Raw genomic sequence first — 25,982 nt, 5'->3', positions numbered from 1 at the left:
TCACAGACCCCGCCAGAGGCCCCTGCCCCGCCCGGCCATACGGCCAGTGATCACTGGCGGTATAACCGCTGATCAGGGGCGATTCGCCGCCCTTCGCGGGATCGGGCGTCAGGATTCGTGAATCCTCGGCCGCCCGGCCACCTCGGTGTGGCCCGTACGGGGGTGAGTCCCCTCAGCCCGTCCCCTCCGGCGGTTCCCACCCGCGCAGCATGGTGTCGAAGAGCTTCCGGGTCTCGGCCCAGTCCCCCTCGGGCCCCGTCATGTAGAACGCGTACTCCGGCCCGCCCTCCTCGGCGAAGTACATCTGGTCGATGCCGTGGCGCGGGCCGGGGAAGTCCTTGGACTCGACCCAGGTGAACTCCCACAGGGAGCCGGGCCGGTCGCGGAAGACGTTCTCCTCCAGCAACAGGCGTTCGTACGCCGGCAGGCGCACGGCCAGGTCCTTCTCGATGCTCTGCATGTGCGCGTACGAGTTGTTGAAGTCGGGCTGCGGATCGAGGCTGATCCGGATGCGGTGCGCGCCGTTGTCCGGGGTGTAGTCGATCTGACCGTCGTTCAGCTGCCGCTCCCAGCCCTCGGGCACGACGAGGCTGAAGCCCTCGGGGTCGGTGACCTTCTTCCAGCCGTCGGGTGTCTCCGGCCGGGTGGACCCGCTCTCGTTGCCGGACGTGTCGTCGGCGGCGGAGCCGGTGGGGGCGGGGGCCGGGCCGGCGGTGCTCAGGTCCGACGTGCCTCCGGTCGCTCCGCCGCCGTTGTCCGCCTTCATCGCGACCAGACCCGCGGCCCCGCCGATCAGGGCGGCCACCGCGATGACGAGCAGGACCGTGCGCCAGCGGCCCCGGCCGCGCGGGGTGGCGGGCGGCGCGGTGTGCGGGGGCACGGGCGGCGGGGGCAGGGGCGGGGGGAGCTGGGCGGTGGAACCGTCCGGGCTGAAGAAGTCGCGCAGGTCGTCCTCGGAGACCCGCTGCGTCGGCACGTGCGCCTGCGCGGCCCGGGGCTTCCGCCCCTCCATCGCGTCCAGCAGCATGCGCTCGGCCTCCTCGGCCGTGGGACGGTCCGCGGGGTCCTTGCGCAGCAGCGCGATGATCACGGGCCCCAGCGCGCCACCGCGCAGCGGCGGGGGCGGTTCCTCGGTGACGACGGCCTGCATGGTGGAGATGGGGGACGTACGGCGGAAGGGCGAGCTGCCCTCGACGGCCGTGTAGAGCGTGGCGCCCAGCGACCAGAGATCGGACGCGGGGCCCGGGTCGCCGCCGCGCACCCGCTCGGGTGCCAGATAGTCGATGGAGCCCACCAGTTCACCGGTCCTGGTGATGGTGGAGTCGCCCTCGATCGCGGCTATCCCGAAGTCCGTCAGCAGGACCTGGCCGTCCCGGGCGAGCAGGACGTTGGCCGGCTTCACGTCACGGTGCAGAACACCCGCGCCGTGGGCCGCCCGCAGGGCGCTCAGCACATGGAGCCCGATCCTGGCCGCCTCGCGCGGCTCGACCTCACCCGACTCCTTCGTCGCGTCGGCGAGCGAGGGCCCGTCGACGTACTGCATGACGATCCAGGGGCGGTTGTCGTATTCGATGACGTCGTGCACGGTGACGACACCCGGGTGCGTGATCCGGGCCGCCGCGCGCGCCTCCTTCTGCGTGCGGGCGTGCAGCACGGCCCGGTCCGCCTCGGCGACGTACAGTCCGGCGGTCAACTCCTTGACGGCGACCGTCCGGTGGAGCACTTCGTCCTGGGCGCGCCACACCTTGCCCATGCCGCCTCGGCCCAGGACCTCACCCAGTCGGTACCTTCCGGCCAGTACGAGCCCGGCGTTCGTGCCCTGCGCGTGTTCCACGTCTGTTCGCCCCGTTCCTTGGGACGACAGGGTACGGACGGGAGGGGGCAGCGGGAAACCTCGCATCGCTCACGAGACCGCACTGTGATGCTTGTCGCGTCGCGCCGACGCGCTGTCAGGAGCCCGCGCGGTAGCTGGAGATGGCCTGCTCGTAGATCTCCGAGACCTTGTCGCGCTCGTTCTCCGGGCCGATGACCTGGACGATGTGATACCTGCCGTCCACGATCATGACCAGGTTACGGACGTACACCTGACGACCGTCGCCCTCCTGCCAGGTGAACTGCCCCTCCGCCATGGCCTGTCGCCCGATGTCGACACGGCGCAGGCCGGTGGACGTGGCCCAGCTGGACTCCCGGAAGGGCTTCAGCTCGGGCTCCGCGGTCCGCTGGTAGTCCAGCGGGTCACTCCCGTTGGTCTTGACGGTGTCCCGGCCGGGCACGACGAGCACCGTGAACCCGTCGCTGCCGTAACGGATCTGACGGTCGGTGCCGGTCGCGCCGCGCTGCCAGCCCTTCGGCACGCCGATCTCGAAGCCCTCGGCGTCCTTGCGCAGTTCGTAGCCCTCCGCGAGAGCCACGGCGGAGCGGCTGGTCTGCGGCTTCTCCGAGCCCGGTGACCCCGACGAGGCCGATTCGGACGGCCCGCCGGACGGCGCCGCGCCGCCGGACGGGCTGTTGCCGGGGTCCGGTGCGGCGGAGCCCGAGGGCGACGCGCCCGTTCCCGTCCCCGATTCCGACTCGGGCATGAACAGCATGGCGTAGGCGATGGCGGCCGCCATCAGCAGCAGGATCAGCACCAGCAGCAGCCGTCCCAGCCGTCGCGGTGCCCGGCCGCCCGGCGGAGGCTGGCGCAGCACCTTGGGCCCCTTGGGCTCGCGGGGCGCACGCGGCGGCTTCTCGTACACCTCCTGCTGCTCGTACGTCTGCGGCTGCTCGCGGCGCTGCGGCTTCCCCTGGCGGTGCCGGCCGTGCGCCGCGCCTCCGCGGCCCCGGCGGCGGCGCACCAGCTCGCCCCGGCGGCGTACGACCGGAAGGCGGGTGGCATCGGCGGGCGGCAGCGTGACGATGTCGGCGCCGGCCTCCGGCTCCGGGGCCGAGCGCACGAGGGAGCGCAGCCAGCCGCGCAGCTCCTCGAAGTCGGGCCGCTCCGTGGGGTCCTGACGCAGCAGCGACTCGACGACGGGCCGCAGCGGGCCGCACTCCTCCGCGAAGGCGGGCGGCTCGCCGCACACCATCTGGACGAGCTCGGCGGCGTTCTCCTCCGGATACGGCGCGTGGCCCTGCACGGCGCGGTAGAGCAGCGCGCCGAGCGCCCACAGGTCGGTGGAGGGGCCGATGGGCGGGGCGAGCTGCCAGTTGTCGTGGACCGGTCCCGCCTGCTCGGGCGCCCACCGCTCGGTGACCGCACCGACCACGGCGATGCGGGCCTGCCGGGCGCGTTCGGCGGCGAGGGGGGTGGCCGGGCCCCGGTAGGCGGGGGTGGTGCCGCTTCCGGCGACGACCTCGTCCCACCCTCCGGCGGGCGTACGGGCGGCCACCGGCTCCGGCGGCGGCCGGTCCTGGCGCTCCACGGGACCGCTGCCGAGACGCCGGGCGTCGGCGCGCAGCGCGTCCTCGCCGGAGCCGCCCGATCCTCGGGAGCCGCCCGCGGGAACGGGCCGGCCGGAGCCGGGGCCGTCGCCCCATGTGCCGGCGAGGTGGACACGCCGGCCGGGGGGCGTGGGGCCCGGGCCCTCGTCGTCGTCCTCGTCCTCGTCGTCCTCGTCGTACGCGTAGGTGTTCGGGTCGTCCGCCGCCCGGCCCCAGATGGCGGGCAGCTGCGGCAGTCCAGGGGCGGGAGGCGCGACGGGCTGCTCCCGCTCATCCGTGCCGGGACCCTCGCCCGGACGGTCGTCGCGGTCGTGCTCCGCGCGCTTCCGGTCCTCGCCCGCGCGGGCCGCGGCACGGGCCCCCGCGCGGTAGGCGGCGATGGCTCCGGCACGGGCGGCGCGCAGCTGCGCGGCGCTCCCCGCGCCGGGCTCCGCCGCGGGCAGGCCGTCGGGCGGTGCCACCTCGATCTCTCCACGGGGCGCGGGGGCCGGCACGCCGTCGGTGGACGCCCGGGGGCCGGGCAGGGCCTCCGGAGCGGACAGCGCGCCGGGGCCGTGCAGGGCGGCGCCCGGCTCGGACGACGCGGGGGGCTCGTACGGACCGGCCTCGACTGCCGGAGGTTCGTACGGACCGGCCTCGACGGCCTGGGCCTCGTACGGGTCCGCCTCGGCGGCCGGGGGTTCGTACGGGCCGGTGGGGCCCGATTCGACCGCCGGCGGCCCGTAGGCGTTCTCCTCGTCCGGATCCGTGCGAGGCGCCGGAACGTATCCGCAGAGTGCCTCCTCGGCCGCGCCTGCCGCGAGTCCGGTCAGCACGACTCGGCCGTCGTCGCAGACCAGCACCGTGCGGACCGTGATGTTGCGGTGCGTCCAGCCGTGCGCGTGCAGCACCCGCAGCGCCGTGAGCACGTCGGAGCCGATCTCGGCGGCCCGGTAGGGGTTGAGGGGCCGCTCCGCGAGGAGCGCGGCGAGCGGCCGGGCGGCCACCAGCTCGCTCACTATCCAGAGCGATCCCGCCTCGGCGAACACGTCGAAGACCTGGTCCAGGCGCGGATGGTCGGGCACCTGGGCCGCCGCCTGCGCGGCCTCGATCGCCCGCCGGACCGCGGGGTCCGTGGACCGCCGCACCGTACGCCCGGTGGCCCGCCTGGCCGAGGGAAGACCGTCGGCGTCGAGCACCTCCGCGTCCACGACCTCCGGCAACGGCACCTGCCGCACCAGGACTTCCTGTCCGCTGTACGTGTCGAAGGCCCGCGTCTCGACCAGCTCGAAAGCGTCGGACGGGGGCAGCGGAAGGCGGTAGCGGTCGGCAAGTACCCGACCCGCATAGTCGTCCACGACGCCTCCCCAGAGCGCGCTGTCCCCCGGTCACCGAGACCGCATCCGTCAATTGCGGTCACTTGCTGTGCAATTGACCCTTCGTTCCGGCTGCGTACGGTCTTCGACCTCTCACAATACGTGGCAAGTCGAGGGCGCGCGGCCGTGTCACGGCAACCCGGCCGCCCGGGCGGTTGCCCGGGCGGTCAGTCGGTCGGCTCGAACGTGGCGAACGCCGTCTCGCGCAGCGTCCGGCACTCGTCGTCGTCCCAGGTGTCCGCCTTGCAGCTGATCATGATCGAGTAGCCGTGGGTGGCGTCGACCTTGAAGCCCCGGTTGAGGACCCGGATCCGCATGCCCTGCTGGTCGCGTGTGAACTCCCAGTCGGCGACGGTCGGGTAGCCGTTGTACTCGACCTTCTTTATCCCGATGTGCTTGTAGCCGTTGCTGAGGCTCTTGGTCGCCGCGACCGCCCCGGCCCAGGCGGCCGCCGCGTCGTCCTTCGGGGAGGAGTTGTAGTCGATCTGGACCCGGGGGAACCCACCGTCGGCGTTGTAGATGGCGCCGGAGTTCTGTCCCGCTATTTTGTCGAACTTGAAGTCCCCCGGCATCGCCATGGAGAAGTGGAACTGTTGGTTGGTGACCGTCTTGAACCCGGCGGGCAGCGCGTCCGGGTCCGGGGTCTGCTCGCCGGTCTCCGGCGAGGAAGACGTGTCGCCGGTCGCCTCGCCCTTGTCCTGCCCCTGGCCGTCCTTGCCGCCGTCCTGCTCGCTGTCGTCGCCCTTGCCCGAGCCTCCGCCGGAGGCGGCCTCGGTGTCGCCGCCGCCCGCCGCGCCGGCGGACGCGGCGGTGTCGCCCTTGGAGCCGCCGCCTTCGTTGCCCGTGTCGTCACCGCCGAGGGTGAGCGCCAGGACCGTACCGAGGACGGCGAGCACGACGACGCCGGCGATGACCGCCAGCGTGCGGCGCGGCACGACATCGGTGATCGACGCGCGGGGCACGGCCGGACGTCCGGAGCCCGCGGGCCCGGAGGCCGACGCCGTGGCGCCCGCGGCCGGGGACTTCGCGTTGCGTACGGACCGCAGGGCGCCGCGCAGCCGGTCCCGCGTGCCCTCGGCGATCCCGGAAACGCCGACCGGAGTGGTCGCGGAGGAGGCGGAACCGGCGGCCTGGCCCGCGGGGGCCGATCCGCCGGTGTCCGGTCTTCCGGAGCCCGTGACGGCCCCGGGCACGCCGCCCTCGGCTGCCGGGGTGGACACGGCGGCGGCAGCGGCAGCGGCGGCGGCGGCGGCCTTCTTGCCACCGCCCTTGGAGTCGCTCCTGCCGCCCTTGTCGCTCTTGGCGTCACCGATCGTGGGCAGCGCCATGACCTGGGTGGAGTCGGCCGGCGGCACGACGGGCTGTTCCGGAGCGTTGATCACCGCGTTGAGCAGGACGCGCGCCCCGGCGTCGTCCAGCCGCTCGTCGGGGTCCCTGGCGAGCAGGCCGTAGATGACCTCCTCCAGCATGCCCGCGTGCGCCGGCGGCTCGACCGGTTCCGTCATCACCGCGGTGAGCGTGGCGATCGCCGAGCCCTTGTCGTACGGCGGGCGGCCCTCGACGCTCGCGTACAGCAGCCCGCCCAGCGACCACAGGTCGGCGGGCGGCCCCGGCTTGTGGCCGCGGGCCCGCTCGGGCGAGATGTAGGAGGGTGCGCCGACGAGCATGCCCGTCGAGGTGACCGAGGGGTCGCCCTCGACCTGCGCGATCCCGAAGTCGGTCAGGACGACCCGCCCGTCCTCGGAGATCAGCACGTTGGACGGCTTCACGTCGCGGTGCAGGATGCCCTCGCGGTGCGCCGAGCGCAGCACGTCGAGGACGGCGAGGCCGACCTCCGCCGCGCGCCTCGGCGTCAGCGTCCCGTCCTCACGGATCACCTCGGCGAGGGACTTCCCCTCGATGAGTTCCATGACGATCCACGGCCGGTCGTCCTCGTCGACCACGTCGTAGACCGTCACCGCACTGGTGTTGCGGATCCTCGCGATCGCCTTCGCCTCACGCAGGGTTCGCGTGATGAGACGCCGCTTCTCGTCCTCGTCGATCGACGACGGGAACCGCAGTTCCTTGACCGCGACCGTACGCCCCAACGTCTCGTCGGCAGCACGCCAGACCGTGCCCATGCCGCCCCGGCCGAGCACCTCCCCGAGCCGGTACCGCCCCGCGAGGAGACGTCCGTCCTTGTCCCCTTGGGGCTCCCGCGCCTGCTCCGCCTCCGACATGCGTCCCCTCTGCGATCAACCCGCCCTGGCAGAGCGTTCATTGTCCCTCACCCCGGGACCGGTGGTGGCCCCGGGTCCGGGGCGGCCCTGGTGCGGCCGACGGAAGAAATCCCCTGCCATGCCTACATACAGGGCGCTGCCCACCGCTCCGCCGGTGCTGACTCCGCTCGCCCTGGGAACGGCGAGCCTGCCAAGCGAACCACACCTCACGACCGCATCGTCCTCCCTCCCCCGGTTCGCCGTCGAGGGCCGCGCCCCCGCGGCCCCCTTCCGGCGCGCCCGCAACACCCCCGGAGCGAGGAGGAATACGACTCGGGGGCCGCGGAATCCCCCTCTCCGCCCGCCGGACGGAGCCGGTCCGCCCGCGCCGGGGCCCCCGCGCCCGGGCCCCCGGCGCGGCTTTCCGAGACGCCCTCAGCGAGGCACGATGTCCGGCGCCCCCAGCCGTGCCGCGTCCGCTGTCTGGTCGTCGGGCTGCCGCTGGGACTCCCGCTCCGCCTCCACGCGCTTGCGGTAGTGCTCCACCTCCCGCTCGGCCTGATCCGTGTCCCAGCCGAGCACCGGCGCCATCAGGTCCGCGCACTCGCGGGCACAGCGGGTGCCCCGGTCGAAGGTCTCGATGGAGATCCGGGTGCGCCGCGTCAGGACGTCGTCGAGGTGCCGGGCGCCCTCGTGCGAGGCGGCGTAGACGATCTCGGCCCGCAGATAGTCCTCGGCGCCGGCCAGCGGCTCACCCAGTGAGGAGTCGCCCTTCACGAGCTCCAGGAGCTCCTCGGTCATCGAGCCGTACCGGTTGAGCAGGTGCTCGACCCGGACGACGTGCAGACCTGTACGGGCGGCCATCCTGGCCCGGGCGTTCCACAGGGCGCGGTACCCCTCGGCGCCCAGCAGCGGGATGTCCTCCGTGACGCACTCCGCCACCCGCTGGTCCAGCGCGTGCACCGCCTCGTCGACGGCGTCCTTCGCCATCACCCGGTACGTCGTGTACTTGCCGCCCGCCACGACGACGAGCCCGGGCGCCGGGTGCGCCACCGTGTGTTCGCGCGAGAGCTTGCTCGTGGCGTCCGACTCGCCGGCCAGCAGGGGGCGGAGCCCGGCGTAGACGCCCTCGACGTCGTCCCTGCCCAGCGGGGTGTTCAGCACCGAGTTCACGTGTTCGAGGAGATAGTCGATGTCGGCGCTGGAGGCGGCCGGATGGGCCTTGTCCAGGTCCCAGTCGGTGTCGGTCGTGCCGATGATCCAGTGCCTCCCCCACGGGATCACGAAGAGCACCGACTTCTCGGTCCGCAGGATGAGCCCGGTCGAGGAGTGGATCCGGTCCTTGGGCACCACGAGGTGGATGCCCTTGGACGCCCGGACGTGGAACTGGCCGCGCTCGCCGATCAGCGCCTGGGTGTCGTCCGTCCACACCCCGGTGGCGTTGACCACCTGCTTGGCCCTGATCTCGTACTCCTCGCCGCCCTCGACGTCCTGCACCCGCGCGCCGACGACCCGCTCGCCCTCGCGGAGGAAGCCGGTCACCCGCGCCCTGTTGGCCACATGCGCGCCGTAGCCCGCGGCCGTGCGCACCAGGGTCGCCACATAGCGCGCGTCGTCCATCTGGGCGTCGTAGTACTGCAGGGCGCCGACCAGGGCGTCCTTCTTGAGCGCGGGGGCGACCCGGAGCGCGTGGCGCCGGGAGAGATGCCGGTGCACGGGCAGCCCGCGGCCGTGGCCGGAGGAGACCGACATCGCGTCGTACAGCGCGACGCCCGAACCCGCGTAGAGCCGCTCCCAGCCCTTGTGCCGCAACGGATAGAGGAAGGGGACGGGCCTCACCAGGTGCGGCGCCAGCCGCTCCAGCAGCAGCCCGCGCTCCTTCAGCGCCTCCCGTACGAGTGCGAAGTCCAGCATCTCCAGATAGCGCAGCCCGCCGTGGATCAGCTTGCTCGACCTGCTCGATGTGCCGGACGCCCAGTCGCGCGCCTCGACCAGTCCGGTCGAAAGGCCTCTGGTGGCGGCGTCCAGCACGGTCCCGGCGCCGACCACGCCCGCTCCCACGACCAGCACGTCCAGTTCGCGCTCGGCCATCGCGGTCAGCGCCTCGGTGCGCTCCGCGGGTCCCAGTGTCGCTGTCCTCACTGCTGCCTCCCGGTAATCCCGGTGCATCGGGGGTCGTACGGCACGTGAGCGGAGACCGGCCGGAGGGGCCGGGCGCCCGTGCCCACCCCTCGATTCTGTCCGCGGTCCACGACTTCAGCCACCGCCTGTGGACAACACCCGCCCCACAAGAGTCACAGAATGCGACATATAGGTCATATTTACGCCTAGTCTGACATAGCGCTGTCCCCAGCAGTTGCACTTTCTGTCTCTTGGCCTTAGGGAAAGGACGGCCCACATGCCCGCAGACCTCGCCGTCATCGGACTCGGTCACATCGGCCTGCCCCTCGCCCAAGCAGCCGTAGGCGTGGGAATCCACACTGTCGGCTACGACACCGACCCACGCCCCTTCGCCGAGCTCTCCGCGGGCCGTACTCCGGTCGAGGGATCCCTCAGCGCATCCGACATCCGGCGGATGATCTCGGGCGGCTTCCGGCCCACCGCCGACCCGGCCGAGCTGGGCCGGGTCCGCACCGCCGCGATCTGCGCCCCCACCCCGCTCGGGCCGGACCGCACCCTCGACCTCCGCGCCGTCACCGACGCGGCCCGGGCGCTCGCCGCCCGGCTGCGGCCGCACACCACCGTCCTGGTGGAGTCGGCCGTACCGCCCGGCACCACCGAGAACGTCGTACGCCCCCTGCTGGAGGAGGGCTCCGGGCTGCGCGCCGGACGGGACTTCCACCTCGCCCACTCCCCCGGCCGCCTCGACCCCGGCAACCGCACCCACGTGTACGGCAACACCCCGAAGGTCATCGGCGGCCTCACCCCCGCCTGCACCGAATCGGCCGCCGCCTTCTACGGACGGCTCACCGACAAGGTCGTCCGGGCCCGCGGGCCGCGCGAGGCGGAGATGACGAAGGTCCTCGAAACCAACTTCCGGCACGTCAACATCGCGCTGGTCAACGAGATGGCGGTGCTCTGCCACGACCTCGGTGTCGACCTCTGGGACGTCATCAGGTGCTCCGAGACCAAGCCGTTCGGCTTCGAGCCCTTCCGTCCCGGCCCGGGTGTCGGCGGCCACGGCGTCCCCGTGGACCCGGGCCACTTCCCGTACAACAGCCGTACGCCCGGACACTCGTTGCGCATGGTCTCGCTGGCCAAGGAGATCAACGACCGGATGCCGAGTTATGTGATCCAGCGCTGCGCGACCCTGCTGAACGAACACGGCAAGTCCGTCCGGGGGGCCCGGGTCCTGCTGCTCGGGGTCACCTACAAGCCGGACCTCGCCGACCAGGAGGCCTCGCCCGCCCGGGAGATCGCGACCCGGCTGATGGACATGGGCGCCCAGATCGGCTACCACGATCCGCACGTCCTGGACTGGCGGGTGCGCGATCTGCCCGTCCCCCGCGCCGACTCGCTCTACGAGGCCGCCGCCGGGGCCGATCTGACGGTGCTTCTCCAGCACCACCGCACGTACGACCTCCAGGGACTCGCGGTGAAGGCCCAACTCCTCCTGGACACCCGGGGAGCGACCCCGGCGGGAGCCGCACACCGTCTGTAGGAAGGCCCCCGAGGCCAGTGCCCCCAAGGATTACGGTGGGCCATGTCGGCATGGACTGCTAGCCTGCGGCGTCACTTCACGCACCGTCGTGCGCGTATCAGTCCCAGGGGGAAGATCCACCATGAGCCAGCCCGTGCAGCCGCCGAACCCGCCACAGCAGCCCTACGGCGGACAGCCGGCCGACGGCAACCCGTACGCGGGTCAGCAGCCCGTCCAGCCCGGCAACCCGTACGGCCAGCAGCCTCCGGCGCCGACGGGCAACCCGTTCGCGGGCCAGCAGCCGGGCCAGTTCGGCGGCGGACCGTTCCCGCCCGCCCCGCCGGCGCCCGGCAACAAGGTCGGCCTCGGTGTGCTGGCCGCCCTGGGCGCCGCGATCGTGGCCGCCATCCTCTACGGCGTCCTGGCCGGGTCCATCGAGCGTGAGGTCGGCTACGCGGCCATCGGTGTCGGTTTCCTGGTCGGCTTCGCCGCGAGCAAGATAGGCGGCGCCAACCCCGCCGTCCTCGGCGCCGGCGCCGTCTTCTCCCTGGTCGCCGTCTTCCTCGGCCAGCTCATCGGCATGTCGATGATCCTCGCGGACGGTCTGGGCGTCGGCTTCTCCGAGGTGTTCTTCGACCACTTCAGCGATGTCCTCGACATCTGGAAGGAGGAGGCCGACTTCATGACGTACCTCTTCCTCCTCCTGGGCCCGGTGGCCGCCTTCGGTGGCGCCAAGCGCGCCGGCTGACACCCAGGGCCTGTCGTCCGGATCCGGACGACAGGCCCGCACGCACGCACGACGGCCCGGACCATTTCCCTGGTCCGGGCCGTCGTGCGTATAGCGTGGGAGATCAGCGGCGATGCTGCGAGTCCGCCACCGTCACCTCGACGCGCTGGAACTCCTTGAGGTCGCTGTAGCCCGTGGTGGCCATCGCCCGGCGCAGCGCGCCGAAGATGTTCATCGAGCCGTCGGGGTTGTGCGAGGGGCCGGTGAGGACCTCCTCCGTCGTGCCGACGGAGCCGAGGTCGACCAGCTTGCCGCGCGGCACGTCCTCGTGGACGGCCTCCATGCCCCAGTGCCGTCCGCGGCCGGGCGCGTCCGTGGCGCGGGCCAGCGGGGAGCCCATCATCACGGCGTCCGCGCCGCAGGCGATGGCCTTGGGCAGGTCGCCGGACCAGCCGACGCCGCCGTCCGCGATGACGTGGACGTACCGGCCGCCGGACTCGTCCATGTAGTCGCGGCGGGCCCCGGCCACATCGGCGACCGCGGTCGCCATCGGGACCTGGATGCCGAAGACGTTGCGCGTGGTGTGCGCCGCGCCGCCGCCGAAGCCGACGAGGACACCGGCCGCGCCGGTGCGCATCAGGTGCAGGGCGGCGGTGTACGTGGCGCAGCCGCCGACGATGACCGGGACGTCCAGCTCGTAGATGAACTGCTTCAGGTTGAGCGGCTCGGCGGCACCGGAGACGTGCTCGGCGGAGACCGTCGTACCGCGGATGACGAAGATGTCCACGCCCGCGTCGACCACGGCCTTGGAGAACTGCGCGGTGCGCTGCGGCGAGAGCGCGGCGGCGGTGACGACACCGGAGTCGCGCACCTCCTTGATGCGCTGCCCGATCAGCTCCTCCTGGATGGGGGCGGAGTAGATCTCCTGGAGCCGCGGGGTGGCGGTCTCGACGGGCATCTCGGCGATCTCGTCGAGGAGCGCCTGCGGGTCGGCGTGCCGGGTCCACAGCCCCTCGAGGTTGAGGACGCCGAGGCCGCCCAGCTCACCGATGCGGATGGCGGTCTGCGGGGAGACCACCGAGTCCATGGGTGCCGCCAGGAAGGGCAGCTCGAAGCGGTAGGCGTCGATCTGCCAGGCGATCGAGACCTCCTTCGGGTCACGGGTACGCCTGCTCGGTACGACAGCGATGTCGTCGAACGCGTATGCCCTGCGGCCGCGCTTGCCGCGCCCGATCTCGATCTCAGTCACGATGTGTGGCCTTTCCCTCTACGTCTGCGCTGTCCAGTATCGCCGACGCACGCGTGAGGGGCGGTCCCGGGAACCCGGGTCCGCCCCTCACGTGCGCTGATGTCTTACTTCCTGCTGTAGTTCGGTGCTTCGACCGTCATCTGGATGTCGTGCGGGTGGCTCTCCTTGAGACCCGCGGAGGTGATCCGGACGAAGCGCCCCTTGCTCTCCATCTCGTCGACCGAGGCCGCGCCCACGTAACCCATCGTCTGGCGGAGACCGCCGACGAGCTGGTGCAGCACGTTGGCCAGCGGGCCGCGATAGGGCACCTGGCCCTCGATGCCCTCGGGGACGAGCTTGTCGTCCGAGGACACCTCGGCCTGGAAGTAGCGGTCCTTCGAGTACGAGCGGCCCTGCCCACGGGACTGCATCGCGCCCAGCGAACCCATGCCGCGGTACGACTTGAACTGCTTGCCGTTGATGAACATCAGCTCACCCGGGGACTCCTCGCAACCGGCGAGCAGCGAGCCGAGCATCACCGTGTCCGCGCCGGCCACCAGGGCCTTGCCGATGTCGCCGGAGTACTGCAGGCCGCCGTCGCCGATGACCGGGACGCCCGCCGCGCGGGCGGCCAGCGCGGCCTCGTAGATCGCGGTGACCTGCGGGACGCCGATGCCGGCGACCACACGGGTGGTACAGATCGAACCGGGTCCGACGCCGACCTTGACGCCGTCCACGCCGGCGTCGATCAGGGCCTGGGCGCCGTCGCGGGTCGCGACGTTGCCGCCGATCACGTCCACGTTCACGGCCGACTTGATCTTCGCCATCCAGTTGAGGGCGTTGCTGTTGTGGCCGTGCGAGGTGTCGACGATCAGGAAGTCGACCCCGGCGGACGCGAGCGCCTGCGCGCGGTCCAGCGCCTCGGGGCTGGCGCCGACGGCCGCGCCCACCAGCAGACGGCCTTCGGCGTCCTTGGCGGCGTTCGGGTACTGCTCGGCCTTCTTGAAGTCCTTGACCGTGATGAGGCCCTTGAGGATGCCGGCCTCGTCGACCAGCGGCAGCTTCTCGATCTTGTGGCGGCGCAGCAGCTCCATGGCCTCCACGCCGGAGATCCCGACCTTGCCCGTGACCAGCGGCATCGGCGTCATGACCTCGCGCACCTGGCGCGACCGGTCCGACTCGAAGGCCATGTCACGGTTGGTCACGATGCCGAGGAGCTTGCCCGCGGGGTCGGTGACCGGCACTCCGCTGATGCGGAACTTCGCGCAGAGCGCGTCGGCCTCGCCGAGCGTGGCGTCGGGGTGCACGGTGATCGGGTCGGTCACCATGCCGGACTCGGACCGCTTCACCAGGTCGACCTGGTTGACCTGGTCCTCGACCGAGAGGTTGCGGTGCAGCACACCGACACCGCCCTGCCGGGCCATGGCGATGGCCATCCGGGCCTCGGTCACCTTGTCCATCGCGGCGGAGAGCAGCGGGATGTTCACACGTACGTTCCGCGAGATGAGCGACGAGGTGTCGACCGCGTTGGGCAGCACGTCAGATGCGCCCGGCAGCAGCAGCACGTCGTCGTATGTCAGCCCGAGCGTCGCGAATTTCTCGGGCACTCCGTCGACGTTTGCAGTCATGACACCTTCCCCAAATGGCCTTGATCGGTGCGGATGTCCATGCTAACGGCCCAACGGGGTGTCTCATTCCACGAGCAAGATCACCTGGCGGTTCTGTGGCTTCCTCCACACCGTGGGAGCCCGCGGGAACCGTCCCCTACTGGCCCGCGAGGGCCCGCAGTCTGCTCAGCGCGCGGTGCTGGGCGACGCGGACGGCGCCCGGGGACATCCCGAGCATCTGCCCGGTCTCCTCCGCGGTCAGTCCGACCGCGACCCGGAGGACCAGCAGCTCACGCTGGTTCTCCGGCAGATTGGCGAGAAGCTTCTTGGCCCAGGCCGCGTCACTGCTGAGCAGCGCCCGCTCCTCGGGGCCGAGCGAGTCGTCGGGCCGCTCCGGCATCTCGTCGGAGGGCACGGCGGTCGATCCGGGGTGCCGCATCGCGGCGCGCTGGAGGTCGGCGACCTTGTGGCCCGCGATGGCGAAGACGAACGCCTCGAAGGGCCTGCCGGTGTCCTTGTACCGCGGCAGCGCCATCAGGACCGCGACGCAGACCTCTTGCGCGAGGTCCTCCACGAAGTGACGGGCATCACCGGGCAGCCGGTTCAGCCGTGACCTGCAGTAGCGCAGAGCGAGGGGGTGGACATGGGCCAGCAGGTCATGGGTGGCCTGCGCGTCACCGTCGACGGCACGGTGCACCAGAGCACCGATCACCGTCGTCCCGTCCTCGCGCATCGGACCATGGTGCCTTGACGGCGTCCGATCCGATGCATCGCGTCCCGAGTTGTGCACCGAAGCGTTATCAGCGGGTGCGCCGGTATGTGCGTCGTCTGCGTCGTGAGCGAGTGCTCCAGCGTTCTGAGCGGTTGCGCCGGATGTCATGTCCTGCGCCCTCCCCTTCCGCTCGACCGAATGTTCCCCGAGGAACTCCACAACCCCAAGGATGCGGCATCGGCCGGGAAGCGTCACATAGCGCTGGCGGGGGGCCCGGCCGCAGGTCCGCCGCCACCGTCGCCCCGTCCGCCGGCGTGCGGACGGGATCGCACGGCTACCGGCCGCGCAGCGGCATCAGCGGACCAGGCCCCAGCGGAATCCGAGCGCGACGGCGTGCGCACGGTCCGAGGCCCCGAGCTTCTTGAACAGACGCCGCGCGTGCGTCTTCACCGTGTCCTCCGAGAGGAACAGCTCACGCCCGATCTCCGCGTTGGAACGCCCGTGGCTCATGCCTTCGAGCACCTGGATCTCCCGCGCCGTGAGGGTCGGCGCCGCCCCCATCTCGGCGGACCGCAGCCGGCGCGGGGCGAGCCGCCACGTCGGATCCGCGAGCGCCTGGGTCACCGTCGCGCGCAGCTCGGCGCGCGAGGCGTCCTTGTGCAGATAGCCGCGGGCCCCGGCGGCGACCGCGAGCGCGACACCGTCCAGGTCCTCGGCGACGGTCAGCATGATGATCCTGGCCCCGGGGTCCGCCGAGAGCAGCCGCCGGACCGTCTCCACACCCCCCAGGCCGGGCATGCGTACGTCCATCAGAATCAAATCCGAACGGTCGGCCCCCCAGCGGCGGAGGACTTCCTCGCCGTTGGCCGCCGTCGTCACACGCTCGACGCCGGGCACGGTCGCAACCGCGCGGCGGAGCGCTTCTCGGGCAAGCGGGGAGTCGTCGCAGACGAGGACGGATGTCATGACCGTCCTCCGCAGCTGATGCGCGTCACCTTGAGCCTCCAGGCTGATACAAGTCGTCACCTGTGCGGTTGACCCCCTCGGACATTTGCCCGAGCTCGTTCTCCGTCAACCGCCTCTCCCCCATCAACGACGGTCACTCGAAAGAGTTACGGGCCAAAGCATCCGGTTCGGCACTCTAAGTGAGGGCCCGCACACGGAGGAGAGCGACACGGGATCATTCACCCGTCAACCGATCTCTCACCCTGCGACCTGCACCATTTAGCGGGTTTTCTTCCCTTTTGCTGGCGTCTGCGACTAGATTTCCAATCAGTCATATTTACATCTACTAACACCGTAGATGTACGGTCGGGACTCAGGTCACCGACGAGAAACAACGGTCGAGGAAGCCGTTTCCGAACCAGCAAGGTTTCGAGGGGACACGCAATGGCAGATTTCTCCCGCCTTCCCGGACCCAACGCGGACCTGTGGGACTGGCAGCTGCTGGCCGCCTGCCGCGGGGTCGACAGTTCGCTCTTCTTCCACCCCGAAGGGGAACGCGGAGCAGCCCGGAGTGCCCGTGAGACCTCGGCGAAGGAGGTCTGCATGCGCTGCCCGGTGCGCGCGGAGTGCGCGGCGCACGCGCTCGCGGTACGAGAGCCCTACGGCGTATGGGGCGGCCTGACCGAGGACGAGCGCGAAGAGCTCATGGGCCGCGCCCGCAACCGTCTGATCTCCGCCCACTCAGGGCCGGCCCCGGAGGCCGGTCACACCTGACACCCCGCACGACCCGCCGAACGAAGAAACGTTTTTTCACACCTGCCGCAGGACCCGGCGCCACGGGTACCGCGGGCCGGGCAGGTCAGCGTGCGGCCGCCAGGGACAGCTGGTCCAGGGTCGCCGCCACCGCCGGCACCCGGGAGAGGTCGGGCAGGGTGAGGGCAACGATCTCCCGCTCCACGGCAGGCTCCACCGTCACGGTGCGTGCGCCCTTGGAACGTACGGACTCGATGGCCAGCCGGGGCAGGACGGCGACCCCGAGACCCGCTCCGACGAGGCCGATCACCGCCGGGTAGTCATCCGTCGCGAAGTCGATCCGCGGGGTGAAGCCGGACTCCTCGCAGACCTCGACCAGCTGGCGCCGGCAGCGCGGGCAGCCGGCGATCCACGACTCGTCGGCGAGCTCCCCGATGCCCACCGCGTCCGCGTCCGCCAGCCGGTGCCCCTCGGGGACCAGGCCGATCAGGCGGTCCCTGAGCAGCGGGCGCACGACCAGGTCGTCCCACTCCCCTCCGGCCGTCCCGTAGCGGAACGCCAGCGCGATGTCGCAGTCCCCGTCGCGGAGCATCTCCACCGAGCGCGGCGGTTCCGCCTCGACGAGCGAGACCTGGGTGCCGGGGTGCGCGGCGCGCAGCGCGGCGAGAGCGCCGGGGACCAGGGTGGAGCTCCCGCTCGGGAACGACACGAGCCGCACCCGGCCGGCCCGCAGCCCGGCGATCGCGGCGATCTCCTCCTCGGCGGCGGTCAGCCCCGCGAGGATGCCGGAGGCATGCCGCACCAGCGCCTCACCCGCCTGGGTGAGGCGCATCTCGCGCCCCGTACGGATCAGCAGCGGAGTCCCCGCCGAGCCCTCCAGGGCCTTCATCTGCTGGCTGACGGCGGGCTGGGTGCAGCCCAGCTCCCGCGCGGCGGCGGAGAAGGAACCGCTGGTGGCCACGGCGCGCAGGACACGGAGATGACGGGCTTCGATCACCCTTCAACCATAAGGGACTCTTGCAGCCTCAGGCGATTAATCATGTGCGGCTTTGAGGGCCGCACCGTTAGCCTGTTCGGTCATGAAGGTGCTCACCGTGAATCTCGGCCGCCCCACGCCCTCTCCCCACAGCGACGGAGCCGACGGGCTCACCGGGATCGGCAAGCAGCCGTCCGCCGGTCCCGTGCGGGTCGCCGACCCCGGCCCCAAGGGCAGCGGCGGCAGCGGCCTGGCCGGTGACGCGGTGTGCGACCTCAGGCACCACGGCGGATCGGACCAGGCCGTGTACGCGTACGCCCGCGAGGAGCTCGACACCTGGGAGAAGGAGCTCGGCCGCCCCCTGCCCAACGGCGTGTTCGGCGAGAACCTGACGACCCTCGGGCTCACCGTGAGCCACGCGCGGATCGGGGAGCGCTGGCGGATCGGCGACGACGTGCTCCTGGAGGTGACGTCGGGCCGCATCCCGTGCCGTACGTTCGCGGGCCACATGGGCGAGCGGGGCTGGGTGAAGCGGTTCACGCGCGAGGGGGCCACCGGCGCGTATCTCCGGGTGATCGAGCCGGGGACGATCCGTTCCGGTGACCCGGTCGAGGTGGTGCACGTCCCCGGCCACGACATCACCACGGCCCTGGAGTTCCGGGCGACGACCACGGAGCGGGAGCTGCTGCCGCGGCTGCTCGAAGCCGGTGACGCGCTGCACACGGAGACCCTGCGCGCGGCACGGGCGTACGTGGCGAAGCGGAGCGCCGCGTCATGATCCCGCCTCCCGGTCGCGCAGTGCCGCGCGGGCCGGGAGGGTCACGGCGAGGAGGCCGAGGGAGACCGCGGCCGCGGCGAACGTGGCGTACGGCAGCGGGGGCACGTGCGGGGACTCGCCCGTCACGCCCCGCATCATCGGCGTCAGCGTGATCATGGCGATCACCGTGCCCAGGGCCACGCCCGCCGCGTCGTCACCGGCGGAGGAGGCCGCGACACCGGCGAGGACCGCGCCGCCACCGAGGGCGGCCAGCCCGAGGACGGTCCGGATGACGCCCGGCCGCAGCCGCTCCACCGAGGCTTCGGCGAGCGCCTGTCCTGGCGTGATCCTGGCGGGCCTGCGCCCGGCCGCCCAGCCGGCGCCGAGTGCCGTGAGCAGACCGGCCCCGACGGCGATGACCAGCGGGATCCACGAGACGTGCAGACCGACCGCGTCCGGGATGACCCCGCGGTCCTTCGGCTGCCCGAACCACCGGTGCGCGAGCCCGATGCCCGGCAGACAGCCGGCCGGACCGGTGCTACCGCGGTAGGGGGCGGACGAGGCCCCACCCGGACGAAGGGTGGCCCCACCTGGAAGAAGCCGGGTCCACCGCCCGTGCGCGAGGCGGCTAACGTGCCGCCTATGACGACTGCACTGATTACGGGCGCGACGGCGGGGATCGGGGCCGCCTTCGCGCGGCGGCTCGCGAGTGACGGGCACAATCTGGTGCTGGTGGCCCGTGACACGGAGCGGCTGCGGGCCCAGGCCACGGAGCTGCACGACGGACACGGCATCGAGGCCGAGGTGCTGACGGCCGATCTGTCCACGGACAGCGGGATCGAGGCGGTCGCGGCACGGCTGACGGACCGTGTGAGCCCTGTCGACCTGCTGGTCAACAACGCCGGTTTCGGCAACAAGGGGCGTTATCTGGACGTCCCGATGGCCGATGAGCTGACGATGCTGAAGGTCCACTGCGAGGCGGTGCTGCGGCTGACCTCGGCCGCGGCGGACTCGATGCGGGAGCGCGGTCGCGGAGGGGTGGTCAATGTGGCCTCCGTCGCGGCCTTCCTGCCGCGGGGGACGTACGGGGCGTCGAAGGCGTGGGTGGTCCAGTTCACCCAGGGCGCGGCGAAGGACCTGGCGGGTTCGGGGGTACGGCTGATGGCGCTGTGCCCGGGCTTCGTACGGACCGAGTTCCACGAGCGGGCCGGGATGGGGACGGGCAACATCCCGGACTGGATGTGGCTCGACGCGGACAAGCTGGTGGCCGCGGCCCTGGCGGACCTGGCCCGGGGGAGGTCGGTGTCGATCCCGGACCCGCGCTACAAGACCCTGATGGGCCTGGTGAAGCTGACGCCCCGCAGCCTCCTCGGCGGAGTCACCTCCCGCGCGGGCCGGACGTACGGCCCGCGGTAGGCGGCGCACGGCGAACGCACCGAGGCCCGGTGCCCCCGCGACGGGGGTACCGGGCCTCGCTGTCCTGCGGAGCCGTACTAGTGGCTGTGGCCGTGGCCGCCGTGACCGGCGTCGGCCTCTTCCTCGGCCGGCTTCTCGACGACCAGGGTCTCGGTCGTGAGCAGCAGCGACGCGATGGACGCGGCGTTCTCCAGGGCGGAGCGGGTGACCTTGACCGGGTCGATGACGCCGGCCTTCACCAGGTCGCCGTACTCGCCGGTCGCGGCGTTGAAGCCCTGACCCTTGTCGAGCTCGGCGACCTTCGAGGTGATGACGTAGCCCTCGAGGCCCGCGTTCTCCGCGATCCAGCGGAGCGGCTCGACGGCGGCGCGGCGCACGACCGCGACACCCGTGGCCTCGTCGCCGGTCTTGCCGAGGTTGCCCTCGAGGACCTTGACGGCGTGGACCAGAGCGGAGCCACCACCGGAGACGATGCCCTCCTCGACCGCGGCGCGGGTCGCGGAGATGGCGTCCTCCAGACGGTGCTTCTTCTCCTTGAGCTCCACCTCGGTGGCCGCACCGACACGGATCACGCACACGCCGCCGGCCAGCTTCGCGAGGCGCTCCTGGAGCTTCTCGCGGTCCCAGTCGGAGTCCGTGGACTCGATCTCGGCCTTGATCTGGTTGACGCGGCCCTTGACGTCGGCGGAGTCGCCGCCGCCGTCGACGATGGTCGTGTCGTCCTTGGAGACGGTGACGCGGCGGGCGGTGCCCAGCACGTCCAGACCGGCCTGGTCGAGCTTGAGGCCGACCTCCTCGGCGATGACGGTCGCACCGGTGAGGGTGGCGATGTCGCCGAGCATGGCCTTGCGGCGGTCACCGAAGCCCGGGGCCTTCACCGCGACGGCGTTGAAGGTGCCACGGATCTTGTTGACGACGAGGGTGGAGAGCGCCTCGCCCTCGACGTCCTCGGCGATGATCAGGAGCGGCTTGGATGCGCCGGCCTGGATGACCTTCTCCAGCAGCGGGAGCAGCTCCTGGATGGAGCCGATCTTGCCCTGGTGGATCAGGATGTACGGGTCGTCGAGGACGGCCTCCATACGCTCCTGGTCGGTCACCATGTACGGGGACAGGTAGCCCTTGTCGAAGGCCATGCCCTCGGTGAACTCGAGGTCCAGACCGAAGGTGTTGGACTCCTCGACGGTGATGACACCGTCCTTGCCGACCTTGTCCATCGCGTCCGCGATGAGCTCGCCGACCTGCGGGTCCTGCGCGGAGAGCGCGGCCACGGCGGCGATGTCGGCCTTGTCGTCGATCGGGCGGGCGGTCGCGAGGAGCTCCTCGGACACGGCCTTCACGGCGGCGTCGATGCCCTTCTTCAGGGCGGCCGGGGACGCGCCCGCGGCGACGTTGCGCAGGCCTTCGCGGACGAGGGCCTGGGCGAGCACGGTGGCGGTGGTGGTGCCGTCACCCGCTACGTCGTTGGTCTTGGTCGCCACCTCCTTCACCAGCTGGGCACCGAGGTTCTCGTACGGGTCGTCGAGCTCGACCTCGCGCGCGATGGTGACACCGTCGTTGGTGATGGTGGGAGCGCCGAACTTCTTGTCGATGACGACGTTGCGGCCCTTCGGGCCGATCGTCACCTTCACCGTGTCGGCAAGCTTGTTGACGCCGCGCTCAAGGGCGCGACGGGCGTCCTCGTCGAACTTCAGAATCTTCGCCATGGGCTGAGCTGTCCTCTCAAACGAACTGCGCCCCTCGCCGCCCGGCTAGTGATTTCGCAGGGGGCCAGGGGCGCAGAACAGAAGCAAACGTGGGTGAACTACTTCTCGACGATCGCGAGAACGTCGCGCGCCGAGAGGACGAGGTACTCCTCGCCGTTGTACTTCACCTCGGTGCCGCCGTACTTGCTGTACAGAACGACATCGCCGGTCTTGACGTCGAGCGGCAGGCGCTCGCCGTTCTCGAAGCGGCCCGGGCCCACGGCCAGGACGACGCCCTCCTGGGGCTTCTCCTTGGCGGTGTCCGGAATGACCAGGCCGGAAGCCGTGGTCTGCTCGGCGTCGAGCGGCTGGACCACAATGCGGTCCTCGAGCGGCTTGATCGCAACCTTGGAGCTGGTGGTCGACACGATCCGGTCTCCCCCTTCGGAGATCTCACGGGGTTTAACAGTCTGTGGGATGCCCGACCGGACCGATCCGTCGTCGCGGGTGCCGGACCTGCCCTGTCGCGCAGCTGTTCTGGCACTCTCCCTGGGGGAGTGCCAGCACTGACACTATGACCGCGATTAGCACTCGGTCAAGCGGAGTGCCAATTCACCACCCTCGCGTGGCGCCGTGGGACCGGCGCACGCCCGGACAACGCGGGAGATCTCCACAGGGTTCCGCACGGCGGATGACCGCCCGTCAGACGTAGTCCTCCAGCCTGGCCACGGCGTATCCCTTGTCGGTGACCGTCTTCATGACGTTGCGGATCATGTCGGCCATGGAGCCGTCCCAGTCCTCACGCCCCCGGAAGTGGGTGAGGATGATGTCGCCGGGGTGCAGGTCCTGGTCCCACTCGCGCCACTCCATGTGGTCGGGAAACGCCTCGGCGGCCCACAGGGGCACGGCCTTGATGCCGCAGGACCTGGCGATGCGCAGGGTGTCGCCGTTGTAATTGCCGTACGGCGGGCGGAAGAGGGTGGGCCGCTTCCCCAGGAACTTCTCGATCTTGTCCTGCGAGCCACAGATCTCCCGCTGCTGCTCCTCCCGGGAGAGCCCCGGGAGATAGCGGTGGTTGAGCGTGTGGTTGCTGAGGGTGACACCCCGGGCCTGCATGTCCTTGAAGTAGCCGTAGTCCTCACTGACTTCGTAGTCGCTGAGGAAGGCGCTGTACGGGATGTTCAGCTCCGACATCATCCGCAGCAGTTCAGGATCCTTCTCCGCGCCGTCGTCCATCGTCAGGAAGACGACCCGCTCCTTGGTCGGCACGGTGGTGAAGACCGGCGGCAGATCCTCCGCGCCCTCGACCTCGAAGCCCTCACGGGTGGTGATGTGCGGCTTCTCGGCCGGCGGCGCGGGTGCGACGAGCGGGACCTTGGCCAGGCCCCACTTCCTCGCGACGGCGGTACGGGCAGCGACCGCCCGCTTCAGCCGCTCGGCCTCGGCCTTCGCCTTCGCCTCGGCCGCGGCGGGGCCCGCCTGCGCGGCGGCGGCACCCGGCTGCCCGGCCACCGGCTTCTGCCGCCCGGCGGCCCCTTCGTCCGCACCGTCGCCACACCCGGAGGCAGCGGCACCGGTCAGCAGGGCGACCAGGACCGCGCAGACCGGCCTGTGGCGCTTCGGTACTCTTTTGTCGTTTTGTCGTACTAGCTGCATGGCGCCGCATCCTGCCACCGGGCCACCGGCCGTCTCCGGCGACACCTCCGGGGGACCCGCCGGGTCCCCCGGCTGGCTCACAATGGACTGGTGAACGCCTTTCCCCCTGCCGATCAGGCCGGCCCGGCCGACCCGCTCGCCGCCTTCGCCGCCCTCCGCACCCCCGAAGGCGCGGCGCTCCTGGACGAGCTGCGCGACCACGACCCCGCCCGGGAGCTGGCGACCGCGACCCGGCTGCGCCGCACGCACCCCGCCGCCCTCGTGTCGGCGGCGCTCGGCCAGGCGCGGCTGCGTCAGCGCGCGGTGGCGAAGTTCGGGGCGGCGGACGCGTACCGCATGTTCTTCACCCCCGACGGCGTGGAGCAGGCGACACGCACCTCGGTCGCCGGCTACCGGGCCGGGCGGTTCGCGGAGCTCGGCGTACGGAGCGTCGCCGACCTGTGCTGCGGCATCGGCGGGGACGCGATCGCCCTGGCCAGGGCGGGCATCTCGGTCCTGGCGGTGGACCGCGATCCGCTCACCGCCCAGGTCGCCCGCGCCAACGCCGAGGCGCTCGGCCTCCAGGACCTCGTCGAGGTGCGGTGCGCCGATGTCACGGAGGTCGACACCTCCCCCTACGAAGCGGTCTTCGTCGACCCCGCGAGGCGCGGCGGGCGGGGCAGGATCTTCGACCCCGAGGCCTACTCACCGCCGCTCTCCTGGGCGACCGGGGCCGCGCTGAAGGCCCCCCGCGCCGCGCTGAAGATCGCCCCCGGTGTCCCGCACGAGGCGATCGAATCGCAGGCCGAGGCCGAGTGGATCTCGGACGGCGGGGACGTGAAGGAGGCCGTGCTCTGGTTCGGCGAGGGCTTCGCCCCCGGGACCTTCCGGGCCACGCTGCTCCCGTCCCGCACCACCCTCGCCTCCGACGGCCCGCTCCCCGCCCCGCCGGTCGGCCCCGTCGGCCGCTATCTGTACGAGCCGGACGGCGCCGTCATCCGCGCCCATCTGGTGGCGGACATCGTGGAACGGTGCGAGGGCAGGCTGATCGACGAGACGATCGCGTACGTCACGAGCGACCGGCCGTACGAGTCCGACGCCACGGCCGCGTACGAGATCACCGATCAGCTGCCCTTCAACATGAAGAAGCTGAAAGCCCTGCTGAGAGAGCGTCAGGTGGGCGTGCTGACCGTCAAGAAGCGCGGCTCGGCCGTCGAACCGGAGGAGCTGCGCCGGAAGATGAAGCTCCAGGGGCCGCACGCGGCCACCGTCTTCCTGACCCGGGTGGCCGGGGCGCCGACGATGCTGATCGGGCAGCCCGTGAGGCGGACCTGATCAGCGGCCCGCCGCGACCAGGGATTCCGCCGGGGCCCCGGTCGGCATCCGCAGCACCCAGCGGCGGTGGGCGAACGCCTTCACCAGGCCGGTAAGCCCCGTGAGCCAGGCGAGGAACCCGAGCCCCATCAGCCAGGCCACCAGGCCGTACGTCTCCTCGCCCGCCCTGGCGGTCGCCGGGACGGCCACACAGCCGAAGAGCCCCGCCGCGCAGAGCGTGAACGACAGCAGCAGCCACGCGAGGCTCGCCCGCGGCCGGCGCAGGAGCTTGTCCCCCTCCGGGTCGCGGTCCAGCGCGCCCCACTGCACGAGCAGGCGGTGGACCCGCAGGTCCCTGGCCGCGCCCACGGCCATGAGGACGGCCGCGGGGACCAGCACCGCGGCACCGACGGCGAGGCAGATGACCCCCGGGATCACACCGAGGGCGTCGTAGGCGTCCTCGAACACGAGGAACGCCGAACCCACCAGGGACCAGCCGAGCGCGGCGAGCCCCGCCCACATCCACAGGACTCCGAGCCTCCCCGGTCCGATGAACATCTTCACCAGTTCACCGAGGATCAGCGCCCGGTCCCTCAGCAGGGCGTCGCGGTCGGGCCACGTGCGTATCTCCACGGGTGGAGGAGGCGGCGGAAGCGGTGAACGACTGGGCATGGCCCAGAGATTACCGAGTGCCACGCCCGCCCGGGGACGGCGGACAAGTCTGGGTCAGGTCAGCGGGTACGACGTGCGGCCGGACACCTCGTCGATCTCGTCGTGCGCCTTGGTGAGCAGCTTCATCGCCAGCTCGTTGAGCGCACGGGCACCGGCGATCTCCTCGCCGACCCTCGGCTGCTCCGCGTCGGAGGGGTGGCGGCTGGCGTACCCGTGGGCCCGCACCTCGGTCCCGTCGCTCAGCCGCACCATCGCGGCCGCGCGGGTCCTGTGGGTGTCCTCCTCGAATTCCAGCTCGACGTGCCAGCCGACCGTGGTCTCCATCATGTCGGTCACCTCCCGGGATTCCTGCTTCCAGGGTGCGCCCGATCCCCCGCCCGCGCACGGCGTGCGGCGCTGCGCGGCTCAGGCGTCCCGCAGGGCCTGGACGTCCAGCTTCCGCATCCCCATCATCGCCTTCATCACGCGGTCGGCCTTGCCCCGGTCGGGATCGGCGAGCAGCTCGGGCAGCGCGCGCGGGACGATCTGCCAGGACAGGCCGTACCTGTCCTTCAGCCACCCGCACATGCTCTCCTCACCGCCGTCGGTGAGCTTCGCCCACAGGGTGTCGACCTCCTCCTGGTCCGCGCAGTCCACGCTGAGCGAGATGGCCTCGCTGAAGTGGAAGTGCGGGCCGCCGTTGAGACCGAGGTACTCCTGGCCGGCGAGCACGAAGTCCACCGTCAGGACCGAACCGGTCTCCCCCGGCGCGGCGTCGGAATTACGGCTGATGTCGACGATGCGGGAGTCCCCGCCGAAGACCGAGACGTAGAACTCCGCGGCTTCCTGGGCCTGGTCGTCGAACCACAGACATGGCCTGATCTTCTGCATGGTCTCTCTCCTCGCACAAGGAACGTCGTCGTTCGCTCTGCAAGGTAGACCGGGCCCGCACCCGGAACTCAT

General features: G+C 71.6%; 21 protein-coding genes and 1 pseudogene. 6 read left to right on the top strand and 16 right to left on the bottom strand.

Annotated features, from left to right (window positions below; genetic code table 11):
• Positions 1-172: 172 nt before the first annotated feature.
• The 4 genes from ACIBCU_RS08300 to ACIBCU_RS08285 form a co-directional block, all read right to left on the bottom strand.
• The gene (locus ACIBCU_RS08300) at positions 173-1,834 is read right to left on the bottom strand and encodes a serine/threonine-protein kinase (protein ID WP_399230091.1); all 1,662 of its coding nucleotides are present in this window, start codon (positions 1,832-1,834) and stop codon (positions 173-175) included.
• Positions 1,835-1,949: 115 nt separating this feature from the next.
• Positions 1,950-4,760 (bottom strand): protein kinase, encoded by a 2,811-nt coding sequence (locus tag ACIBCU_RS08295; RefSeq protein ID WP_399230089.1) that lies wholly within the window; start codon positions 4,758-4,760, stop codon positions 1,950-1,952.
• Between the two features lie 185 nt (positions 4,761-4,945).
• Positions 4,946-6,997: a serine/threonine-protein kinase gene (locus ACIBCU_RS08290; RefSeq protein WP_399230087.1), complete on the bottom strand. Its 2,052-nt coding sequence runs from the start codon at positions 6,995-6,997 to the stop codon at positions 4,946-4,948.
• 414 nt (positions 6,998-7,411) lie between these two features.
• On the bottom strand, positions 7,412-9,118 hold the full coding sequence (locus tag ACIBCU_RS08285) for a glycerol-3-phosphate dehydrogenase/oxidase (RefSeq protein ID WP_362938315.1): 1,707 nt from the start codon (positions 9,116-9,118) through the stop codon (positions 7,412-7,414).
• 256 nt (positions 9,119-9,374) lie between these two features.
• On the opposite strand from ACIBCU_RS08285, the gene ACIBCU_RS08280 reads away from it, so the two are divergent.
• Complete coding sequence (locus ACIBCU_RS08280) at positions 9,375-10,637, top strand: nucleotide sugar dehydrogenase (protein ID WP_362938312.1); 1,263 nt, start codon at positions 9,375-9,377, stop codon at positions 10,635-10,637.
• A gap of 121 nt (positions 10,638-10,758) precedes the next feature.
• The gene (locus ACIBCU_RS08275; RefSeq protein ID WP_399230085.1) at positions 10,759-11,364 is read left to right on the top strand and encodes a hypothetical protein; all 606 of its coding nucleotides are present in this window, start codon (positions 10,759-10,761) and stop codon (positions 11,362-11,364) included.
• Between the two features lie 103 nt (positions 11,365-11,467).
• On the opposite strand, the gene ACIBCU_RS08270 is transcribed toward ACIBCU_RS08275, so the two are convergent.
• The 4 genes from ACIBCU_RS08270 to ACIBCU_RS08255 form a co-directional block, all read right to left on the bottom strand.
• Positions 11,468-12,592, bottom strand: coding sequence for a GuaB3 family IMP dehydrogenase-related protein (locus ACIBCU_RS08270; protein ID WP_104788355.1), 1,125 nt, complete (start codon positions 12,590-12,592; stop codon positions 11,468-11,470).
• Between the two features lie 104 nt (positions 12,593-12,696).
• Positions 12,697-14,199, bottom strand: a complete 1,503-nt coding sequence (gene guaB / locus ACIBCU_RS08265; RefSeq protein WP_362934930.1) for an IMP dehydrogenase — start codon at positions 14,197-14,199, stop codon at positions 12,697-12,699.
• A gap of 136 nt (positions 14,200-14,335) precedes the next feature.
• Positions 14,336-14,911: a sigma-70 family RNA polymerase sigma factor gene (locus tag ACIBCU_RS08260; protein ID WP_030123887.1), complete on the bottom strand. Its 576-nt coding sequence runs from the start codon at positions 14,909-14,911 to the stop codon at positions 14,336-14,338.
• A gap of 333 nt (positions 14,912-15,244) precedes the next feature.
• The gene (locus ACIBCU_RS08255; RefSeq protein ID WP_003948568.1) at positions 15,245-15,856 is read right to left on the bottom strand and encodes a response regulator transcription factor; all 612 of its coding nucleotides are present in this window, start codon (positions 15,854-15,856) and stop codon (positions 15,245-15,247) included.
• Positions 15,857-16,279: 423 nt separating this feature from the next.
• On the opposite strand from ACIBCU_RS08255, the gene ACIBCU_RS08250 reads away from it, so the two are divergent.
• The gene (locus ACIBCU_RS08250) at positions 16,280-16,609 is read left to right on the top strand and encodes a WhiB family transcriptional regulator (protein WP_099173812.1); all 330 of its coding nucleotides are present in this window, start codon (positions 16,280-16,282) and stop codon (positions 16,607-16,609) included.
• Positions 16,610-16,694: 85 nt separating this feature from the next.
• Here the strand turns inward: ACIBCU_RS08250 and ACIBCU_RS08245 are convergent, their stop codons facing one another.
• Positions 16,695-17,585, bottom strand: a complete 891-nt coding sequence (locus tag ACIBCU_RS08245) for a LysR family transcriptional regulator (protein WP_362934933.1) — start codon at positions 17,583-17,585, stop codon at positions 16,695-16,697.
• An 82-nt stretch (positions 17,586-17,667) separates the two neighbouring features.
• On the opposite strand from ACIBCU_RS08245, the gene ACIBCU_RS08240 reads away from it, so the two are divergent.
• Positions 17,668-18,342, top strand: a complete 675-nt coding sequence (locus tag ACIBCU_RS08240) for an MOSC domain-containing protein (protein ID WP_362934936.1) — start codon at positions 17,668-17,670, stop codon at positions 18,340-18,342.
• A 150-nt stretch (positions 18,343-18,492) separates the two neighbouring features.
• Here ACIBCU_RS08240 and ACIBCU_RS08235 read toward each other — a convergent pair.
• Positions 18,493-18,855, bottom strand: a pseudogene (locus ACIBCU_RS08235) (ABC transporter permease); the annotation flags it as partial.
• 108 nt (positions 18,856-18,963) lie between these two features.
• Between ACIBCU_RS08235 and ACIBCU_RS08230 the strand changes: the two are divergent.
• The gene (locus ACIBCU_RS08230; RefSeq protein WP_362934939.1) at positions 18,964-19,737 is read left to right on the top strand and encodes an SDR family oxidoreductase; all 774 of its coding nucleotides are present in this window, start codon (positions 18,964-18,966) and stop codon (positions 19,735-19,737) included.
• Positions 19,738-19,814: 77 nt separating this feature from the next.
• Here ACIBCU_RS08230 and groL read toward each other — a convergent pair whose 3' ends face one another.
• The 3 genes from groL to ACIBCU_RS08215 all read right to left on the bottom strand — a co-directional run bounded on the left by groL (position 19,815) and on the right by ACIBCU_RS08215 (position 23,075).
• A complete protein-coding gene (gene groL / locus ACIBCU_RS08225) occupies positions 19,815-21,440 on the bottom strand; it encodes a chaperonin GroEL (RefSeq protein WP_362934942.1) in 1,626 nt (541 codons plus the stop codon).
• Positions 21,441-21,538: 98 nt separating this feature from the next.
• Complete coding sequence (gene groES, locus ACIBCU_RS08220) at positions 21,539-21,847, bottom strand: co-chaperone GroES (RefSeq protein WP_003966899.1); 309 nt, start codon at positions 21,845-21,847, stop codon at positions 21,539-21,541.
• Between the two features lie 274 nt (positions 21,848-22,121).
• Positions 22,122-23,075, bottom strand: coding sequence for a polysaccharide deacetylase family protein (locus ACIBCU_RS08215; protein WP_399230079.1), 954 nt, complete (start codon positions 23,073-23,075; stop codon positions 22,122-22,124).
• Between the two features lie 90 nt (positions 23,076-23,165).
• On the opposite strand from ACIBCU_RS08215, the gene ACIBCU_RS08210 reads away from it, so the two are divergent.
• Positions 23,166-24,389: a methyltransferase domain-containing protein gene (locus ACIBCU_RS08210; RefSeq protein ID WP_399230077.1), complete on the top strand. Its 1,224-nt coding sequence runs from the start codon at positions 23,166-23,168 to the stop codon at positions 24,387-24,389.
• On the opposite strand, the gene ACIBCU_RS08205 is transcribed toward ACIBCU_RS08210, so the two are convergent.
• From ACIBCU_RS08205 to ACIBCU_RS08195, 3 genes are all read right to left on the bottom strand, one after another.
• Positions 24,390-25,040, bottom strand: a complete 651-nt coding sequence (locus ACIBCU_RS08205) for a hypothetical protein (RefSeq protein WP_362934951.1) — start codon at positions 25,038-25,040, stop codon at positions 24,390-24,392.
• 54 nt (positions 25,041-25,094) lie between these two features.
• A complete protein-coding gene (locus ACIBCU_RS08200; protein WP_399230075.1) occupies positions 25,095-25,367 on the bottom strand; it encodes a DUF1876 domain-containing protein in 273 nt (90 codons plus the stop codon).
• A 78-nt stretch (positions 25,368-25,445) separates the two neighbouring features.
• A complete protein-coding gene (locus ACIBCU_RS08195; protein WP_362934956.1) occupies positions 25,446-25,910 on the bottom strand; it encodes a VOC family protein in 465 nt (154 codons plus the stop codon).
• Between the last annotated feature and the right edge of the window lie 72 nt (positions 25,911-25,982).

Source organism: Streptomyces sp. NPDC051064 (genome assembly GCF_044455985.1).
Taxonomy (GTDB): domain Bacteria; phylum Actinomycetota; class Actinomycetes; order Streptomycetales; family Streptomycetaceae; genus Streptomyces.
The sequence above is the reverse complement of the archived record's forward strand: the minus strand, read 5'-3'. Positions and strand labels throughout refer to the sequence as shown.

Bases quoted from the DNA above. Each gene is read 5' to 3' on its own strand.
- ACIBCU_RS08255 (WP_003948568.1), bottom strand. From the start codon at position 15,856: ATGACATCCGTCCTCGTCTGCGACGACTCCCCGCTTGCCCGAGAAGCG.
- ACIBCU_RS08275 (WP_399230085.1), top strand. From the start codon at position 10,759: ATGAGCCAGCCCGTGCAGCCGCCGAACCCGCCACAGCAGCCCTACGGC.
- ACIBCU_RS08205 (WP_362934951.1), bottom strand. From the start codon at position 25,040: ATGCCCAGTCGTTCACCGCTTCCGCCGCCTCCTCCACCCGTGGAGATA.
- ACIBCU_RS08280 (WP_362938312.1), top strand. From the start codon at position 9,375: ATGCCCGCAGACCTCGCCGTCATCGGACTCGGTCACATCGGCCTGCCC.
- ACIBCU_RS08215 (WP_399230079.1), bottom strand. From the start codon at position 23,075: ATGCAGCTAGTACGACAAAACGACAAAAGAGTACCGAAGCGCCACAGG.
- ACIBCU_RS08195 (WP_362934956.1), bottom strand. From the start codon at position 25,910: ATGCAGAAGATCAGGCCATGTCTGTGGTTCGACGACCAGGCCCAGGAA.
- ACIBCU_RS08250 (WP_099173812.1), top strand. From the start codon at position 16,280: ATGGCAGATTTCTCCCGCCTTCCCGGACCCAACGCGGACCTGTGGGAC.
- ACIBCU_RS08260 (WP_030123887.1), bottom strand. From the start codon at position 14,911: ATGCGCGAGGACGGGACGACGGTGATCGGTGCTCTGGTGCACCGTGCC.
- guaB (WP_362934930.1), bottom strand. From the start codon at position 14,199: ATGACTGCAAACGTCGACGGAGTGCCCGAGAAATTCGCGACGCTCGGG.
- ACIBCU_RS08240 (WP_362934936.1), top strand. From the start codon at position 17,668: ATGAAGGTGCTCACCGTGAATCTCGGCCGCCCCACGCCCTCTCCCCAC.
- groL (WP_362934942.1), bottom strand. From the start codon at position 21,440: ATGGCGAAGATTCTGAAGTTCGACGAGGACGCCCGTCGCGCCCTTGAG.
- ACIBCU_RS08230 (WP_362934939.1), top strand. From the start codon at position 18,964: ATGACGACTGCACTGATTACGGGCGCGACGGCGGGGATCGGGGCCGCC.
- ACIBCU_RS08290 (WP_399230087.1), bottom strand. From the start codon at position 6,997: ATGTCGGAGGCGGAGCAGGCGCGGGAGCCCCAAGGGGACAAGGACGGA.
- ACIBCU_RS08200 (WP_399230075.1), bottom strand. From the start codon at position 25,367: ATGATGGAGACCACGGTCGGCTGGCACGTCGAGCTGGAATTCGAGGAG.